The 16,409-nt window shown below is 62.0% G+C and carries 17 protein-coding genes and 1 pseudogene; 9 read left to right on the top strand and 9 right to left on the bottom strand.

The genetic code is table 11. The features are described from left to right. Positions 1-146: 146 nt before the first annotated feature. Together BCUN_RS00405 and BCUN_RS12950 are read left to right on the top strand one after the other, a co-directional pair. The gene (locus BCUN_RS00405) at positions 147-1,100 is read left to right on the top strand and encodes an aldose 1-epimerase family protein (protein ID WP_033514913.1); all 954 of its coding nucleotides are present in this window, start codon (positions 147-149) and stop codon (positions 1,098-1,100) included. 78 nt (positions 1,101-1,178) lie between these two features. Next, complete coding sequence (locus BCUN_RS12950) at positions 1,179-1,253, top strand: 50S ribosomal protein bL37 (protein WP_369803150.1); 75 nt, start codon at positions 1,179-1,181, stop codon at positions 1,251-1,253. Between the two features lie 71 nt (positions 1,254-1,324). Here BCUN_RS12950 and BCUN_RS00400 read toward each other — a convergent pair whose 3' ends face one another. Both BCUN_RS00400 and BCUN_RS00395 read right to left on the bottom strand, forming a co-directional pair. Continuing rightward, positions 1,325-1,603: a hypothetical protein gene (locus tag BCUN_RS00400; protein WP_033514840.1), complete on the bottom strand. Its 279-nt coding sequence runs from the start codon at positions 1,601-1,603 to the stop codon at positions 1,325-1,327. Beyond that, the gene (locus BCUN_RS00395; RefSeq protein ID WP_338010497.1) at positions 1,600-2,250 is read right to left on the bottom strand and encodes a sigma-70 family RNA polymerase sigma factor; all 651 of its coding nucleotides are present in this window, start codon (positions 2,248-2,250) and stop codon (positions 1,600-1,602) included. Before BCUN_RS00395 ends, BCUN_RS00400 begins: the two co-directional genes overlap by 4 nt. A gap of 202 nt (positions 2,251-2,452) precedes the next feature. Here BCUN_RS00395 and BCUN_RS00390 point away from each other — a divergent pair, with 202 nt between their 5' ends. Together BCUN_RS00390 and BCUN_RS00385 are read left to right on the top strand one after the other, a co-directional pair. Then, positions 2,453-3,985 (top strand): UDP-N-acetylmuramoyl-L-alanyl-D-glutamate--2,6-diaminopimelate ligase, encoded by a 1,533-nt coding sequence (locus BCUN_RS00390; protein WP_033514838.1) that lies wholly within the window; start codon positions 2,453-2,455, stop codon positions 3,983-3,985. A 53-nt stretch (positions 3,986-4,038) separates the two neighbouring features. Then, positions 4,039-5,091 carry a lipid II:glycine glycyltransferase FemX gene (locus tag BCUN_RS00385; RefSeq protein ID WP_033514836.1) on the top strand — a complete coding sequence of 351 codons (1,053 nt, stop codon included), beginning with the start codon at positions 4,039-4,041 and terminating at the stop codon, positions 5,089-5,091. A gap of 55 nt (positions 5,092-5,146) precedes the next feature. On the opposite strand, the gene BCUN_RS00380 is transcribed toward BCUN_RS00385, so the two are convergent. Further along, positions 5,147-6,685: a bifunctional folylpolyglutamate synthase/dihydrofolate synthase gene (locus BCUN_RS00380; protein ID WP_033514834.1), complete on the bottom strand. Its 1,539-nt coding sequence runs from the start codon at positions 6,683-6,685 to the stop codon at positions 5,147-5,149. Between the two features lie 197 nt (positions 6,686-6,882). On the opposite strand from BCUN_RS00380, the gene BCUN_RS00375 reads away from it, so the two are divergent. Both BCUN_RS00375 and BCUN_RS00370 read left to right on the top strand, forming a co-directional pair. Further along, positions 6,883-7,485, top strand: a complete 603-nt coding sequence (locus tag BCUN_RS00375) for a response regulator transcription factor (protein WP_033514832.1) — start codon at positions 6,883-6,885, stop codon at positions 7,483-7,485. A 1-nt stretch (position 7,486) separates the two neighbouring features. Beyond that, positions 7,487-8,614: a sensor histidine kinase gene (locus BCUN_RS00370; RefSeq protein ID WP_033514830.1), complete on the top strand. Its 1,128-nt coding sequence runs from the start codon at positions 7,487-7,489 to the stop codon at positions 8,612-8,614. An 8-nt stretch (positions 8,615-8,622) separates the two neighbouring features. Here the strand turns inward: BCUN_RS00370 and BCUN_RS12040 are convergent, their stop codons facing one another. The 6 genes and pseudogenes from BCUN_RS12040 to BCUN_RS00345 all read right to left on the bottom strand — a co-directional run bounded on the left by BCUN_RS12040 (position 8,623) and on the right by BCUN_RS00345 (position 13,191). Next, a complete protein-coding gene (locus BCUN_RS12040) occupies positions 8,623-8,928 on the bottom strand; it encodes a hypothetical protein (RefSeq protein WP_152598010.1) in 306 nt (101 codons plus the stop codon). A 42-nt stretch (positions 8,929-8,970) separates the two neighbouring features. Further along, complete coding sequence (locus BCUN_RS00365; RefSeq protein ID WP_152598009.1) at positions 8,971-9,471, bottom strand: hypothetical protein; 501 nt, start codon at positions 9,469-9,471, stop codon at positions 8,971-8,973. A 175-nt stretch (positions 9,472-9,646) separates the two neighbouring features. Beyond that, a pseudogene (locus BCUN_RS00360) lies at positions 9,647-9,973 on the bottom strand (transposase); the annotation flags it as partial. A gap of 679 nt (positions 9,974-10,652) precedes the next feature. Further along, positions 10,653-11,060: a hypothetical protein gene (locus tag BCUN_RS00355; protein WP_152598008.1), complete on the bottom strand. Its 408-nt coding sequence runs from the start codon at positions 11,058-11,060 to the stop codon at positions 10,653-10,655. Between the two features lie 896 nt (positions 11,061-11,956). Next, positions 11,957-12,517, bottom strand: coding sequence for a GNAT family N-acetyltransferase (locus BCUN_RS00350; RefSeq protein ID WP_033514824.1), 561 nt, complete (start codon positions 12,515-12,517; stop codon positions 11,957-11,959). 320 nt (positions 12,518-12,837) lie between these two features. Continuing rightward, a complete protein-coding gene (locus BCUN_RS00345) occupies positions 12,838-13,191 on the bottom strand; it encodes a hypothetical protein (protein ID WP_152598007.1) in 354 nt (117 codons plus the stop codon). Positions 13,192-13,566: 375 nt separating this feature from the next. Between BCUN_RS00345 and BCUN_RS00340 the strand changes: the two genes are divergently transcribed. Genes BCUN_RS00340 through BCUN_RS00330 form a run of 3 tightly spaced genes read left to right on the top strand, consistent with a single transcriptional unit; the run spans position 13,567 to position 16,394 of the window. Further along, positions 13,567-15,147: an aminopeptidase P family protein gene (locus BCUN_RS00340; RefSeq protein ID WP_033514820.1), complete on the top strand. Its 1,581-nt coding sequence runs from the start codon at positions 13,567-13,569 to the stop codon at positions 15,145-15,147. Beyond that, positions 15,134-15,661 carry an NUDIX hydrolase gene (locus tag BCUN_RS00335; protein ID WP_033514818.1) on the top strand — a complete coding sequence of 176 codons (528 nt, stop codon included), beginning with the start codon at positions 15,134-15,136 and terminating at the stop codon, positions 15,659-15,661. The genes BCUN_RS00340 and BCUN_RS00335 overlap by 14 nt, the downstream gene beginning before the upstream one ends. Positions 15,662-15,704: 43 nt before the next feature. Next, positions 15,705-16,394 (top strand): NAD(P)H-binding protein, encoded by a 690-nt coding sequence (locus BCUN_RS00330; RefSeq protein WP_033514816.1) that lies wholly within the window; start codon positions 15,705-15,707, stop codon positions 16,392-16,394. The last annotated feature ends 15 nt before the right edge of the window (positions 16,395-16,409 follow it).

Here is a 16,409-nt window from a genome sequence, read left to right as displayed (position 1 = left end):
CGTCCCTCACACTGTACTGCATGGCCGCGCATCTCGCGAGGGTGCGGGCGCGGCCAGCGTGTACAATGGAACATTGTTCGACAGACGAACAAATGGCGTTCAGCTACGCCTTCCACCATCCCGAACCACTGCATGGAGCGATACGCATGACCCCGCATCTTCCGGCCCGTACCGGCCAGCAATTCACCGTCGTCCACGGCGACTACCTCGCCACCGTCACCGAGCTCGGCGCCACCCTGCGCGTCCTGCGCCACCAGGGACGCGACCTCATCGTCTCCCTGGAGCCCGACCAGGTCGTCAACTGCTGCCAGGGACAGCTGCTCGTGCCCTTCCCCAACCGCATCGAGGCCGGCCGTTACACCTTCGAAGGCATCGACTACCAACTGCCCGTCAACGAGCCGGACCGCGGCAACGCAATCCATGGACTGGGCCGCGACCAGTACTGGCACCTCGACATGCTGGGCGAGGACACCGTGACCCTCAGCTGGCGCGTACCGCCGTTCGAGGGGTACCCCTTCGACCTGACCGTCACCGCCACCTACCTGCTGGACGACGACGGCCTGCACATGACCGTGACCGCGCACAACAACGGCACGGCCGCGGCGCCCTGGGCACTGGCGATCCACCCGTGGCTGGCCAACGGCATGGACGGCTACGGTGACGAGATCGACGCGATGAATGCACAATGCTCCCTGCAGCTGCCCGCACGCACGCACGTGCAGGTGAATGACAACCTCATCCCGGTGGGCACCGAACCTGTGGACGGCACCAAGTACGACTTCCGTACCCTGCGCACGCTCGACGAACAGCCGTACGACGACGCCTTCACCGACCTCGAGCATGAGTCCGACGGTACGGTCAGCGCCCTGTTCGTGCGTCCCGACGGCCTGCGCGTGCGCGTCGGCGGCGATGCGACGGTCACGTCCTTCCAGGTGTGCACCGGCACCGGCTTCCCCGCACCCAAGCACCCCTCGGGCGTGGCGGTGGAACCGCAGACCGCCTATGCCAACGCCTTCCGCAGCGGCGACGACCTCATCGTCATCGCACCCGGCACCGAATCGGTCACCCAGCTCTTCCTCAGTGTCGACCAAGAGGACTGAGCGCCGCTCGTCGCCACGGCATGCGATAATCCTGAAGGCTATCTTGGCAGCCAAGAATGTTAGTAAAGGAGTCCAATCATGGGTATGCGCGGACGTAAGCGTAAGGCTCGTCGTAAAAAGGCCGCTAACCACGGCAAGCGTCCCAACGCCTGAGCGTCGGACACGATGAGTATGGGAAAGCCCCGGCCAGTCTCTTGGCCGGGGCTTTCCCATACCTGCGGGCATCAGTCCTGCCGGCTGGTGCGGTACCGGATGATGGTGGTGTGCCTGATCACGGTGTGCTCGGTCTGTCCGCAGCACCGGTCCAAGGTGCCCCTGAGCTTCTCGTAGAGGCAGGCGGGCGCCTGTTCGGGCCGCAGCACCCGGCGCATCGCGGCGATCATCACCTGCTCCATCGGGTCGCAGCAGGTGCTAGGGTCGAAACACTCCTCACCGTCGACGTCCTGCGCTGCCTGCATCTGCTGGCCATCCTCCTGTGCCATGCCCTGGTCCTGCTCCATCATCGACCGGCCTTTCCGTCCGTACCCACGAGTTCTTGCTTGCTACGAGATTCAATGGTTTTCCGTCCGGGTTTATTTCCGGACGCCTCCTTGCCGTAGCCGCGGGCCGCGGCATACTCCGCGAGTTCCTGCTTGAGCTGGTTGCGGGCGCGGTTGAGCCGGCTCATCACCGTGCCGATCTTGATGCCCTGTTCGTCGGCCACCTGCTGGTAGCTCTTGCCGTCGATGGCGGCGTCGATGAACACCTGGCGCCGTTCCGGCGACAGCTTGTCGAGGGCCGCCATGATCTCCTCGGGGGCGAAGGCCTCCAGGTATTCCTGTTCCGCCGAGCGCAAACCCTGCGAACTGTGTTCGGAGGCGGCGTAGATGTCCCAGTCGTCGTACTCGCCCGTGGAATCGTTGGCACGTTGCGGGCGGCGCTTCGCCTTGGCGTACTGGTTGAAGAAAGCGTTGCGTTCGATCGTGGTCATCCACGCCTCGAAGTTGGATCCCGGCTTGAAGGTGTCGAAGGCCTTGAAGCCGCGTTCGAAGGTGTCCTGCACCAGGTCCTGGGCGTCCTCCGGGTTGTTGGTGAATTTCATTGCCTGGCGGTAGAGTGCGTTGACCGCCGGCATCGCCAGCGCCTCGAAACGCGCACGCTTCTGCGCCATGGTCTCTTCCGGTTGCTGCGTACTGTCTTGTTCGGTCACGGCTCCCATTGTACGGCAGCGGCAGCGAACCATGCAGGGCGGCATTCAGCTGTAAGCCGGTCCGTCTGGCATCGCAGCCGTCCATGCGTGCACGGCACCGCCCACAGGAGTACAATCGCAGTCGGATTTCAAGGATTGCAGGATCGCGGCAAGGAGGAACACGGTGGCATTGACATTGCGCAGCGCATGCGCCACGCTGGAGCAGGCAGGACTGCTCAGGGAGGTCATCACCCCCGCAGGATGGACGCTGGACATGGACGGCATCGAGGGGGCCGACTCCCCCTTCACCTCCATCACCTACGATTCGAAGGCCATCGTGCCGGGCACGCTCATGGTGTGCAAGGGCAACTTCCACGAACGCTACCTCGAGGGCGCCGACGACGCCGGCATGGCCGCCTACGTGGCCGAACGCGACTACGGCAATGCCACGGGCGCCCCCGGCATCATCGTCGACGACGCCACCAAGGCCCTCAGCCTGCTGGCGCAGGAATTCCACGACCATCCCGAGCGCAAGCTCACCGTGGTGGGCATCACCGGCACCAAGGGCAAGACCACCACCGCCTACTTCACCCATGCCATCCTGGCCGCCATGTCCGGTAACAAGGCCGCCCTGTTCTCCTCGGTGGACAACTGCGTGGACGGCGTGCACTACGAGGAATCGGACCTGACGACCCCCGAGTCGCTCGACGCCGTCGCCATGATGGCCGAAGCGGTGCGCCACGGCATGGAATACCTCGTCATGGAAGTCTCCTCGCAGGCCTACAAGGTCAACCGCGTGTACGGGCTGCATTTCGACGCGGCCGCCTTCCTCAACATCTCCCCCGACCACATCAGCCCCATCGAACACCCCACCTTCGAGGACTATCTGCACTGCAAGCGCCAGATCGTGCGCAACACCTCGGCACTCGTGCTCGGCATACCCGGCGACTACGTGCCCCTGCTCGAGCAGGACGCCGCACGCGCCGGCGTGCCGGTCAGCACCTTCTCCCTGACCGACCCCGACGCGACGGTGTCCGCACGGGCCGCCGACCCGCTGCATACCGCCTTCGCCATAAGCGTGCGCGGGCGGCACATCGGCGACCTCACGCTGGCCATGGACGGCGACTTCAACATCGCCAACGCCGCAGCCGCCATCGCACTGGCCGACGTCGTCGGCATCGACGTCACCGATCCGCGCGTCCTCGCCTCCTTGGCCGACGTGCGGATTTCCGGACGCATGGAGCAGACGAAGGACGCGCACTCCGACACCATCGCCATCGTCGACTACGCCCACAACTACGCCTCCGTGAAGGCGCTGCTCGACTTCGTCGACCAACGCTACGGCGAACGCCACCCGTCCATCACCCTCGTCACGGGGTCGGCCGGCGACAAGGCCCTCGACCGCCGCCAGGAAATCGTCGAAGCCGCACAGGGACGCATCGACCGCTTCATCTTCACGCAGGAAGACACCAACACGGAACCCCACGAACTGATCTGCCAGCAGATGAGCGACTTCGTGACCGACCCCGACGTACACAAGGCCATCGTGCTCGACCGCACGCAGGCCATCGAACAGGCCGTGGCACTGGCACGCGACACGGACGGCTTCAGCATCATCCTGATCATCGGCAAGGGCGAGGAGAAGTGGATCAAGGACCGCAACAGGCACGTGCCCTACGAGGGTGACGACATGGTGGTCAGGCGACTGTTCGCGTGACTGCCTACCATGGTCATCCAACAGGACTTCCACGAAACGACAAGAGGATAAGCATGATCGCAATCGAACGCGTGACCCCCGCGGCCATGGAACGCGAGGCACAGGAACACGGCATCGACCTGCCCATCGAGCAGACCGCCGTCTGGGCGGATTTCCAGGCCGGAGTGAAGGACCGCGCCCCCTGGGGCTCCCTCCTGATCCGCAACGGCAGCCACCTGGTGGCCGTCATCTCGCTCATCGACATGGAGACGCACGGCTACCACTACCTGCGCTCCGTGCACGGCCCCGCCTGGGTCACCCGGCCGGGCAAGCAGCTGGAACGGGACGTGGTAAAGGCGCTCGCCGACTTCGTGCACACCCACGACAGGAAGGTCGTCTTCCTGCGCATCGACACTTGGGACGACCAGGGCACCCACCCCGTGCTTTCCACGGTGCCGTACAACGAGACCGTGGTGCTGGACATCACGGGCGGCGACGACGCGATCCTCTCGCGCATGAAACGCCGCGGCCGCCGTGACGTGCGCAAGGCGCTGCGCGAAAGCCCCGCCGAAATCGCCGACGAGACGGAGCAGGCCGCACAGGACTTCGCCCCGTACTACCAGGTGATGGTCGACACCGCGAACCGTGACGGCTTCACGCCGGCTCCCATGAGCGACTACACCGACATGATCAAGGCCCTGGGACCGGAGCATTGCCGGGTGTATGCGGGCCGCATCGACGGCAAGGTGGTGGCCTGGGCCATCGTGACCACACACGGCAAGACCGCCGTGTACTACTACGCCTCCATGCTCACCGAGGTCAAGCGCCAGCACGTGCCGGACAAGCTGCTCTACTTCGCGGCCTGCGACCTGGGCGCCGCCGGCTACGAGAGGCTCGACCTGATGGGCATCGGCAACGATTTCGCCCCCTCCCTCAAGTCACTCAACGGGTTCAAGACGAAGTTCTCGGAGGGCACCGTGCACCTTGCCGCCGGCCGTGACGTCCCCCTGAGGAAGGCCTTCTACCATGCGCTGCTTGCCGCCCAGGATGTGCGCAAGGCCCTGCACGGCAAGCCGAGGAAGGAGCAACCGGCTAAGAAGGATACCGCGTCCAAGCCAGTGAAGTGAGCATCCTTCCCCATGGGCCCCGCTGCGAAATCGTTCGCAGCGGGGCCCATGGGGCTTACTCGGCGTCCTCGTGCTCCTGCTTGATGCCGCCCAGGCCCAGCACGTCGTCCACGTCGAAGTCGGGATTGGCGTCCTGCTCGTAGTCGAGCTCCGCCTCGTCCACGCGTTCCTCGGGCTCCACGGCCACCTGGTGGATGCGCTCCTCGCGCGTCTTCTTCAGGTCGGGGTGGATGCCTTCCTTGAGCAGCATGCGCGCATCGCCGGCAGTGACGAAGCTGCCGCAGATGAGCACGCCATGGCCGTAGCCCACGCCCAGCTCGTCGTCCGCGTCCACGCGGTTCACGGCCTCCTGGATCGCGTCGGGCAGTTCCGGGATGCAGGTGACGCGCTCCGGCCCGAAGACCTCCCCTGCGATCTTCGCCAGTTCCTCGGCGGGCATCACGCGGTCCTTCCACGAGTTCTCCGTGACGATGACCTCGCTCAGGATCGGCTCGAGCACGCCCAGGTACTCCTCCACCTGCTTGTCCTCCATCATGGCGACGACGCCCACGAGCTGCGTGAGGTCGTAGTTCTCCTCGATGGCGGCGCGCAGGGCTTCGGCGGCGTTCACGTTGTGGCCGCCGTCGATGATGATGGTCGGCGAGTTGCGCACCTGCTCGATGCGCCCGGGAATCTTCACCGTGCTCAGCGCCTGGGCCACGAGGTCGCCGTCGAGCGGCCCGTTGACGGGGATCACCACCTCGCTCGCGCACAGTGCGGCGAGCGCGTTGTGCGCCTGGTGCTCGCCGAACTTGTCGACCGGCACGTCCGCGTACGTGCCGTTGGGCGTGCGCAGGGTGACGACCTGGCCGCCGACGGCGGGCATGCGGGAGACGACCTTGGCCTCCACGCCGTCGCGGATGAGCGGTGCGGCGTGTGCGGCGGCGGCTTCCTCGATGATCGGCATGACCTCGTCGACGTGCGGCTGCGGCTGGACGATGACGGTGGAGCCGTCCTTGATGATGCCGGCCTTCTCCTCGGCGATCTGCTCGACGGTGTCGCCGAGCCATGCCATGTGGTCCATGTCGATGGGGCCGATGACGGCGGCGTCGGCGTCGAGTACGTTGGTGGCGTCCCAGCGGCCGCCCATGCCGACCTCGACGACGGCGACGTCGACGGGGGCGTCGGCGAACTTCCAGATGGCCATGGCGGTGAGCACTTCGAAGAAGCTCATGCGCGGCGAGCCGTCGGCGTCCATCTGCGCGTCGACCATGTCCACGAAGGGCCTGATCTCCTCCCACAGTGCCGTGAAGTCCTCGTCGGACAGGCGCTGTCCGTCGATGGCGATGCGTTCGTTGACCTGTTCGAGGTGCGGCGACGTGTACAGGCCGGTGCGCAGTCCGTAGGCGCGGCAGATGGCCTCGGCCATGCGGGCGGTGGAGCCCTTGCCGTTGGTTCCGGTGACATGGATGACGCGGAAGGAATCCTGCGGACTGCCCAGCAGGTCCAGGATCATCTGCATACGCCTTAAGTCGAGATTCGTCGTGTTGCGTTCGCTCGGACGGCTCATGATGTTGCGCTCGGCGTCGCGGATGGTGGGTTGGTTGGTATTCATATGGCAGACTCCTCGCATTGCCGGCATTCAGACAAACGAGGTCCATTCTAGGCGCATGGGTGCATCCTGCAACCGAATGGATATCGGACCGATAAGGTCCATTATTCGTATGGATGCTTGCTCGCAATCCCGCAAACCCGTATACTCAACATCGAACGGAGAAGGAAATCCAAGGGGACTGGGATGGGGGTGATGTCATGGAATGCAGCATCACGGTAGGGATCGTCGACAACGATCCCTTGGCTTTGCAGGCCCTCCGCGAATCCTTCATCCGCCAGGATGCCCCGCTCCATGTCCGTTGGACCAGTACTACCGCGCGGGAGGCGCTGCAGTACTGCCAGGATCCGATGCAACGGCCTCGGTTGATCTTCTCCGACATCGAAATGCCCGACATGGACGGGTACCGCTTGTACCGGGAAATTCAGGACCCTGAATGGCCCATCGAGGTCATTGGCATCTCCGCGTTCCCCAACGTCCACCAAGCTGTACAGGACACTGGCCTCGTCGTCATGCCCAAGGAATCCACGGTCAAGGACATGGTGCAGATTGCAGGTCTCCTGACGGCAGAGAGCAGCCTCTTGAACTGGGCGCCCGTCCTACGATCCAAGCATCCCCTGTCCGACAGCGAACTCGAGGTCCTCCGCCGCTATGCCCGAGGAGATACCACTCCTGCAATCGCCCATGCAATGCACGTTTCGGAATCCACCCTCAAGACGTTCGTCAAGCGCTCCTACACCAAGCTGAATGTGCATAGCCGTACGGAGGCCATCGTGCTGTGTGTACGGAACGGATGGATCTGACATGGGCGGCATCCGTATCCCCACGTATTTCCGAGCGCATCCGTTCATGGTATCGGGCGTGGCTTTCTGCGTCCTGTCGTGGATCCTCGAATGGCAGTCATGGCATGGATTGACGCCACTGGAAATCGCCGTGTCCGTAATTTATCTCTTGCTCACGGTCGGCATCGCCTTGTCCCCTCTCGTCTTCAGCGGCATGGTGGTGGCATTGGCATTGGCGGATTTTCCGTATCCACCGGTTCTGCACGGGCCGACCATCATCTGGGGAACGTGGCTCGCCCTGGGCATCCTCGGCTATTCCTGCCGTATGCGTGTCTCGATTCCCGCCACCATCCTGGTTTCCCTAGGTGCCATCGCGCAAGAGCTCATACGGCAAGTCCCGCTGGTCTCCGGCGACATCACGTTTGCCTGCTCGTTCCTCCTGGCAGGATTGTCGGGTGTCGCGATGCGACGCAACCACGAATTGCATGTGCTGCGTGAACGCGTACGACAGCGTGAAATCAGGCAGGAGCATCAGCGGCAGGACCTTCGCATGCTGAGGAAACTGCATGACGACATAGGAGGAACCTTGGCTTATGCCATTCGCATATGCCAGAATGGGCAACTGATTGAAAGTACCGACGCATTGCGCTCCACGCTGGCGTCCGTAGAGCAGGAACTCAGCAGTGGATTGTCCGATTTGCGCAGCAACGTCCTACTTCCGTTGTCCGCCAGCACAGGTACGTCCACTGACATTCCGCGTCCGGCACGCCCCCGGGGAAAGACGCATGAATTGGCAACCTTGATCTCCTCATGCCGTCAACGCCTCTGCACGGCCGGTTTCGATGGCATCATCCATATCCGCGGATCCCTCTCTGCCCACCAGGCAGGAATTGTTGCACAGCTCCTGCCGGAGCTGTGCAACAATATCCTGAAGCATGGCCAAGGCACCTACCGGATCCTGGTTTTGTGTGACCCATCAGGATCGATGCGCTTATGTTCATCCAACCCAATGCGCCCTTTGGACCGTGGCTGTCAGTCAAGGCAACATGGGCTGGGGCTTGTGGCCCAGTTCGTCCAGGAACATGGCGGTACAGTCACGACAATGCCGGATGGCGACGAATGGCACGTACTCATCGACATACCGGCATAGGTCCCGCATCACTTTCCGCACAACCACCATAGGAACGGCGGACATCCCACATCATAGGTCACTGCACTCAGCGAACCAATCAGCTTTCCCATACCCTGGATATCCGCATTCGTACTTGGCGAGGGTGTCAAGGCATTGGCAATGAGCATAACAACAAGAATCCGCATCTTCTTCATGGCTTTCCCAATTCCCTTGGAATCTGCAAAGAACGACGTGTGGTTGGCTACATTTTGGTGATGTCCGATTTCCGGACATGCCAGTGGCGCGATGTCAGTATCGGCAGCATGTGCGACACTGGGACATGCCAGCAACATAACCAGAATGGCGACGACCCCCTGTTGTTATACGCTTGAGCTTCATTGTTCTTCCTCCTGAATCATCTCAAAGACGACTGCGATGACTTGCTCGGCATTGATCACCACGTCGGTCGCATCAGGAAGCAGCGCCGTCGGCATAGTCAAGCTGGCGATGCTGCCGCTGCACCCTTCTTCGTACCCCATAAGACGTTCATCGCCGTCTTTCTGGATGCCGATGCTATATGGCACATTCCTGTCTGGATTGCATAAGAAAGTGACAGTATATGCGGCATGTTCCGAAAGGGGGCCACTCGTGTCGACCGAAATGGTTCCTTTCCCAATGACTTCGCCCTTCCCAAGAAACGCACCCAAGCGGTAACCGGGCACTGGCTGTTGACCGCTCAGAACGTAGGCTTCCAACGTTTCCGGAGTATTTGTCCCATGAGACCAATCACTGACAGAACCCGTGGAACTTACCTGTGGGGCGATGTCACTGGACTCCGATTCCGAGCATCCCATTACAAGCATGAGCAGAAACAACACAACCATCATTGCTGCCATCTTGCGTGACCTCGTCATCGCATTCTCCCTTGAGTCCGAATCAAATCATTGGTCCGTTTCCCCTGAATGGGTTCCGAACCACTTTCATTGTCAGCTTTCCTCGTAGCATAAATCCAGAGATGCTTGTCCCCCAAACGGTCAATCTTTCGGAGGCTTCGCCAGTTTGCGTGGGTTGTCAGTCTCGTCCGGGTAGCGTGGGTTGCAGCCTGGAACAGCGCAGCATGACCAGGGCGATCAGGTTGTCGATGTTGCGAAACCCGTAGCCCATGCGCACGGTCAGCTTGATCTTGTTGTCGGCAGCCTCCACGCGCGCGTTGCCCAACCCCAGCTCGACCGAGCGCGCGATCGCGTCCTTGTGCCGGCGGATCTTCGCGGCGAGGTCCTTGAACTGGGGTTCGGGCTTGTGGCAGGCACGACGCAGCCACTGTTCCAGACGCGCCCGCGCCTCGTGTGCGGTTTCGGCCCTGAACACGTCGTGCAACGCTTCCCTGGGCAGCCAGGCGCGCCAGCGGCGCGGCGCCCGGACGCCGGTCGTAGATGGGGCATTTGGCCAGGCAGACCGGGCAGCGTGACTGGCGGGGCTTGTGGGCGCGCACGCGCACGATCACGCGGCCGGATTGCAGGCGCGTGTCCTCGATGATGGTTCGCTTAAGGCCGAGCACGCTGGGGGTATGATGAGAGCGGACATGGGAACACCTTTCCTGGCCGGCTTTTTGTGCTAGAAGAACCTTAACCCGGAAAGCCCATGTCCTTTCTATGTCTTCACCGGCTCTTCACCCACACAAAACGGCGAAGAGCCCTTTTTGGCCTATAACCCGAACATTCCGACTTGCATCGCACAGAAGTGTCACTACATACTCATGACGATCAGGGTTTGCCGTGACACCGTCCAACCGGATGGAACCTTTCCCTGTAATCTTGCCCATACCCAGGAAAACCACAGGTCGATCATGAAGTGGACCCTCCCTACTCACGACATAGTCCTTGAGCTGCTCTGGAGAAATCAAACCGAAATCCGTGCCGCTCAATGCCTTCCATGAAGATTCCCTGCACCGGGGCGCTTGGCCAGTGCCGGTTCCGTTGCATCCAGAGAGAACCACGAGCGTCAACAGCGTCATCGTTGCCAGCGTGCTCCTGATTCGTGACCTTGACATTGATGACCTCTTTCTTCCAGGAGTCCTCTATCCAAGAGGGCGCCATGTTTCCAGTCGATGGGCAAACAGAACGGGGTCATTGGACACCACACACGTCTGAACTGCCGGATCATCCAGGTCGAAGGAGAATGCCGATTCCAACTTCGCTTGGAATTCCTCCGGCGTGCCACCGGTGCCAGCCATGGCAATCCGGGACTCGGACTCCGCTTGGAATCGCGAAACCGTATAATCCCGAGGAACCAGCGAACGTCGCCTGAGGCAATCCACAAGGCTCACGTCGGAATCGATATACAGTTCGGCATTCCCTTGGCTAGCCCGGTAGGCAGCATCCACCTGAAGTACGTGGGCTGTGCGGCATTCCATGAGGTCTTCATCCAACTTGTCCTGCTGGGCCTGGGTCATGCCGTCCACCGTGGAGGCAATCTGCTTGGACATACAGTCCGTTGAGTTGCAAGAGAGGCGGTTCAGTATACCCCCGTTGCAGAACGCACTGCCGGAAATCATCCCATGCTTCCAGGTAGTCAGCCCGGGATACCTGTCCGTTATGTTCCATGGCACGTTCCAACATGATGCGTTGGGATTCGGCCATACCAGGTTCATCAAGCAACCTTTGGACATATTGACCCATCGAGTCCGCAGACTTGGCCATGTCCGCATCCCCATACCACTCACCCTCACCGGATGATTCCGTGGATGCTGAACAACCGCCCATCAAAGACAGCACCAAGACCAAAACCAAGATCCAGGTTTTTCTCCGGCATCCATGCCATGCTGTCATGCCATACATGGAATCATGCGGAATAGTAAACATAATCGCCCGTGGACACTATCGCCTGGGACGCCAGCGCTGTCGCTTGGCATGTCTCACCTGACGTGGCGTAATCTTCAATCTGCCGTCCATCTTGTGACGCACGGCAGAAAGTAGGCCTTGAATATGAAATAACCGAAATGCTGGAAGCATCGTGCCGTGCAAGGACCTTGTTGATGTAGACAGGTCCAGTGGAGAAACCATACGCTTCATACACTGGACGCCACGTGCTGGTCTGTGCATGTGCCGTAGTGGCTACAGCACATGCACAAGCAGTCGATAGAGCTATCGCCACCACTGCAGTTCCAATCTTCCTTGATGCCTTCGCCATGATATGTTCCTTTCCGAAAACGGTGAATACTGGATAAATCCGAGTATTCGTCTTCGAGTCGCGACACACCCACCCATTTCTGTCCCCCAAACGGTCAGATTCCGCATCGGCATCCCCGATGTGGGCAATCAAGAGATGGGCACATGAACAGCTACACACCACTGAAACAATGCAGGCAATCCACGATGTGTTTCACTCCCGCACCCAGTAGTCGTAGTAGTGCGTGCCGTCGTATCCGATCAGCGGCTGGCGTTTCGCCACGTACCCGGCGGCTTCGAGCGCGGCGCGGCGTTCCACGGCGTAGACGGGCGCCTTCGTCGCGATTTTCGCACAGCCGAACAGCGTCATGAACGGGACGGTGACGAGGTCGAGGATGTCTTCGATGACGGCCGCGGACTCGTCCTTGGTGCCCAGGTCAAGGCGCAGGATGCCGCAGTCGTCGTAGTAGTCGTCGGCGGTGCGGCGGAACATCTCGAGCGTGCCGATGGCGTTGCCCGTCTGCAGCGATTCGACGGCGAAGCGCACGAAGGCGCGGTTCTCGTGGTATTCGATGAGCCAGTACCGGATGCTTTCCTGCACGTCGTACAGTGTCCGGCAGTAGAAGTTCGACCCATGGCAATTGTCGGAGTTGAAGAAGGGCAGTGCGAGCCGGTCGCCGTACACGGCGAACAGGTCCTCGGCGTCCCCCGGCTCGATCAGCCGGATGCGGTACGTGTCGTCACACAGTTCAGGACAGCTGTCATAGATGTTCATGCCTTCATTCTAACCTCGGGCGAACAGGTTGCGGCCGGCGACTACCATGTTGGGCGATGAATGCATGCATGGGTACATCACCCACCCGCATAAAGGAACCGGCATATGAGCGAAGTGGTCACGGAACAGGACAGCAACATGAAGTACACAGACTCATCACGAGAGTGACGCGTTCCAACCGAGAACTCGTAACCCATCACCCTCCACATCAGCACACGCAAGCCTCCATCGAGTCCCTGCACATTGTTAGCACGAATGGGTTATGACTGCAGAAGTATCCTCTTGAGACCTTCCCACAACCACAACCCATCGTTACGAATCTATTGTTTATCGGCATGAAGCTCGAAAACGACAGCCATCACCCGACCATCAGGTTCGGATTCGATGAGCAGTTCGGTCGCGTGGGGAAACAGATCCTCACCAAGGGAAAGCGTCAATGCACCGTCCTGCGTCTGACAGCCCTCGGTATAACCGATGCTACGAGTCTTTCCGTCCTGCTGCACGCTGACACGATAGGGAACGTCACGACTACCGTCACACAGGAGTGTGACACCATAACGGAGACCATCCGGATTCCTAGCCGCCCCGTTCAAGGGAATGGTGCCCTTTCCCGTGACAGTGCCCATGCCCAAAAAGGTGCCCAGCTTATCATGGATGGGACTCTCGTCGCTCATTACGTAAGTCTTGAGCATGTCAGGAGTGACGGCATTGAAATCTCCGTTGCCCGTGATAGCGGACGTGGACCAGCGCTGCGTGGGGGTATCTGAGGCATGGGTACAACCCCCACATCCACCAGCCACTAAAAACAGTAGAAGGGCCATTACTACCGCCGTCTTACCTCTCCTTGGCATCACTGTCCTCCTTTCGGTTCCACGAATTTCCCATTCACGAAATCTGCATGTCGTCTTGATGTGCTTCCTGTATCATCCATCTTTTCACCCTGCGCGTTGAGCATCCGCCCTCGTCTGTCCCCCAAATGGGCAGTTCTTCCTCTCCCGGACTACCATGGAGCGCAATAGGACGTCATCATCGAGCAGAAAGGACAGCACATGAGCGAAGTGATCACGCAGCAGGACAAGCAGTATGAGGCACGCGAGGAGGCAAACGCGCCCGGTGACGACCAGCCGATGGGCGACCGCGTGAACAACCGGTCGCTGCGCCCGCGCTCCGAGGCCTTCGTGGAGTTCATGAGCACCGGCTGGGACGACGACGAACCCGCCGTGGAGCGTCTCGAGGCGGCCGCATACACGCCGGCGCGCCTCAAGGCGCTCTCCGAGGCCTTCCCGGGAGAACGGCTGGTGATCCCGGCAGGCCAGCCGAAGGTGCGCAACAACGACTGCGACTACATGTTCCGCCCGGACAGCGCCTTCAGCTACTACACGGGCCTGGGGCAGGACTATGAGGCCGGCTCCGTGCTCGTGCTCGACCCGACTGCCGACGGCCATACGCCGCAGCTGTTCGTGGCGCCGCGCGCGAACCACTACACCACCGACTTCTTCAACGACCCGCACTACGGCGAGTACTGGGTAGGCCCGCGCGCCGGCCTGGACGAGATGGCGGCGATGACGGGCATCGAGACCCACGATCTTGCACAACTGGAGGACGCCCTGGGCAAGGACGTCGGTACCGAGGCCGGCGCGGTGCGCCTGCGCGTCATCGCGAATGTGGACCCCGGCGTCACCGCCATGGTCGATCGGCTGCGCGCCGAGCACGGCTTCGACGACCCGGATGCGACGGCCGCGGACGACGACCGCCTCTACGAGTTCTCCTCCGAGGCACGCATGGAGAAGGACGACTACGAGGTGGAGCAAGTGCGCCGCGCGGTGGAAGCCACCAAGCACGGCTTCGACAACATCCTGCGCAAGCTGCCCGAGGCCTTGGGCAAGCCGCGTTCCGAACGCATGCTCGAGGGTGCCTTCAACGCGGTCTCCCGCGAGGAGGGCAACACGGTTGGCTACGACACGATCATCGCCTCCGGCCCGCATGCCCCGATCCTGCATTGGATGCGCAACACGGGCACCGTGGAGAGCGGCGACCTGCTGCTCATTGACGCCGGCGTGGAGGTCGACTCCCTGTACACGGCGGACATCACGCGCACCTTCCCCACGAGCGGCAGGTTCACCGACTTCCAGAAGAAGCTCTACCAGGCGGTGCTCGACTCCCAGCAGGCCGGCTTCGAGGCCGCCAGGCCGGGCGCGACCTATTCGGACATCCACCACGCCTGCATGCGCGTCATCGCCGAGCGCCTGCATGACTGGGGCATCCTGCCGGTGGATGTGGAGGAGTCCCTCTCCCCCGAGGGCCAGCAGCACCGCCGTTGGCTCGCGTGCGGCGTCGCCCATCACCTGGGCCTCGACGTGCACGACTGCGCGCAGGCACGCTACGAATCCTACCAGGGCGCCGAGATCCGTCCGGGCATGATCTTCACGATCGAGCCGGGCCTGTACTTCCGCGAGGACGACCTCATGATCCCGCCGGAGTACCGCGGCATCGGCATCCGCATCGAGGACGACGTGCTCATGACCGAGGACGGTCCCGAATGGATCTCCGCGGGCATCCCCAAGCAGATCGACGACGTGGAGGCCTGGATGGCGGCCATGGCGAAGGAAGGTGCGCATGCCGACGCCTGAGTTCATCCTCGAACTGCGCGACAAGGTCGGCCATGCCCCGCTGTGGCTCATGGGCGTCTCCGGTTGCATCGTGCGCGACGACGGCATGCTCCTGCTCGAGCAGCGTGCCGACAACGGCAAGTGGGCGCTGGTGTCGGGCATCGTGGAACCCGGCGAGGACCCGGCGGACACCCTGGTGCGCGAAGCCATGGAGGAAACCGGCCTGGCCATCGAGGTCACCGACCTGGTGGCCGTCAAGTCCGACCATGAGCTCATGACCTACCCCAACGGCGACCGCACCTGGTACATGGACCACCTGTTCCTCGCGCAGCTGGCGGACGGTGCGGACGACGAGCCGCGGGTGGCGGACGACGAAAGCACGTCCGTCGGCTGGTTCGCTCCGGGCGATCTTCCTGTCCCGGTGACGGAAAGCTCCGTGCAGCGCATCGCCGCCGTACGCGACTACCTGCGGCATCGGGCAGCCGGCAATGCACATGCCCAGTTCACCGTGGACGGCGCCGACCGGTTCCGCTGAACCGGCCGAGGGACCGGGAACTATACGATACGAGGTGAAACCTATGAAGACCATTGCCATCCTGGGAGCGAACGGACGCATTGCGCGCATTGCGGAGACCATGCTGCTCGAGCAGAGCGACGTCAAGCTGAACCTGTTCATGCACACCGACAACGAACTTCCCGAGTCGATCCTGAACAACGGGCGCGTGACCGTGTTCACCGGCGACGCGAAGAACCCGGACGACGTGTCCGAGGCCATCGCCGGCGCCGACGAGGTCTACGCGAACCTCGGCCCCAACAAGGGATCCAGCGAGGACATCGTGCCGATGGCGAAGGCCGTCGTGGAGTCCATGGACAAGGCGGGCATCAAGCGCCTGGTGTGGATCTCCTCCCTGGGCATCTACGGCGAGGTCCCCGGCGAGTTCGGCGCCTGGAACGCACGTGAGCTGGGCGACTACCTGGACAACTACCGCAAGGCCGCCGACCGCATCGAGGAATCCGACCTCGACTACACCATCATCCGTCCGGCATGGCTGACCGACAAGGACGAGGTGGACTACGAGACCACCGCCAAGGGCGAGCTGTTCCGCGGCACCGAAGCCTCCCGCAAGTCCGTGGCTGCCGAAGTGGTGAAGATCCTCATGAACCCCGAGGAGGAGAGCCGCGCTTCCATCGGCATGGACAAGCCCGGCACCGACGGCGACAAGCCGCAATGGATCCTGTCCGCCTCCACGGAGCACCTCTCGGAGTGAATGCGGACATGGCAA

The sequence above is a fragment of the Bifidobacterium cuniculi genome, from assembly GCF_000741575.1.
Lineage (GTDB): Bacteria > Actinomycetota > Actinomycetes > Actinomycetales > Bifidobacteriaceae > Bifidobacterium > Bifidobacterium cuniculi.
Note: the sequence above shows the minus strand (reverse complement) of the source record. Positions and strands in the feature narration are given on the sequence as shown.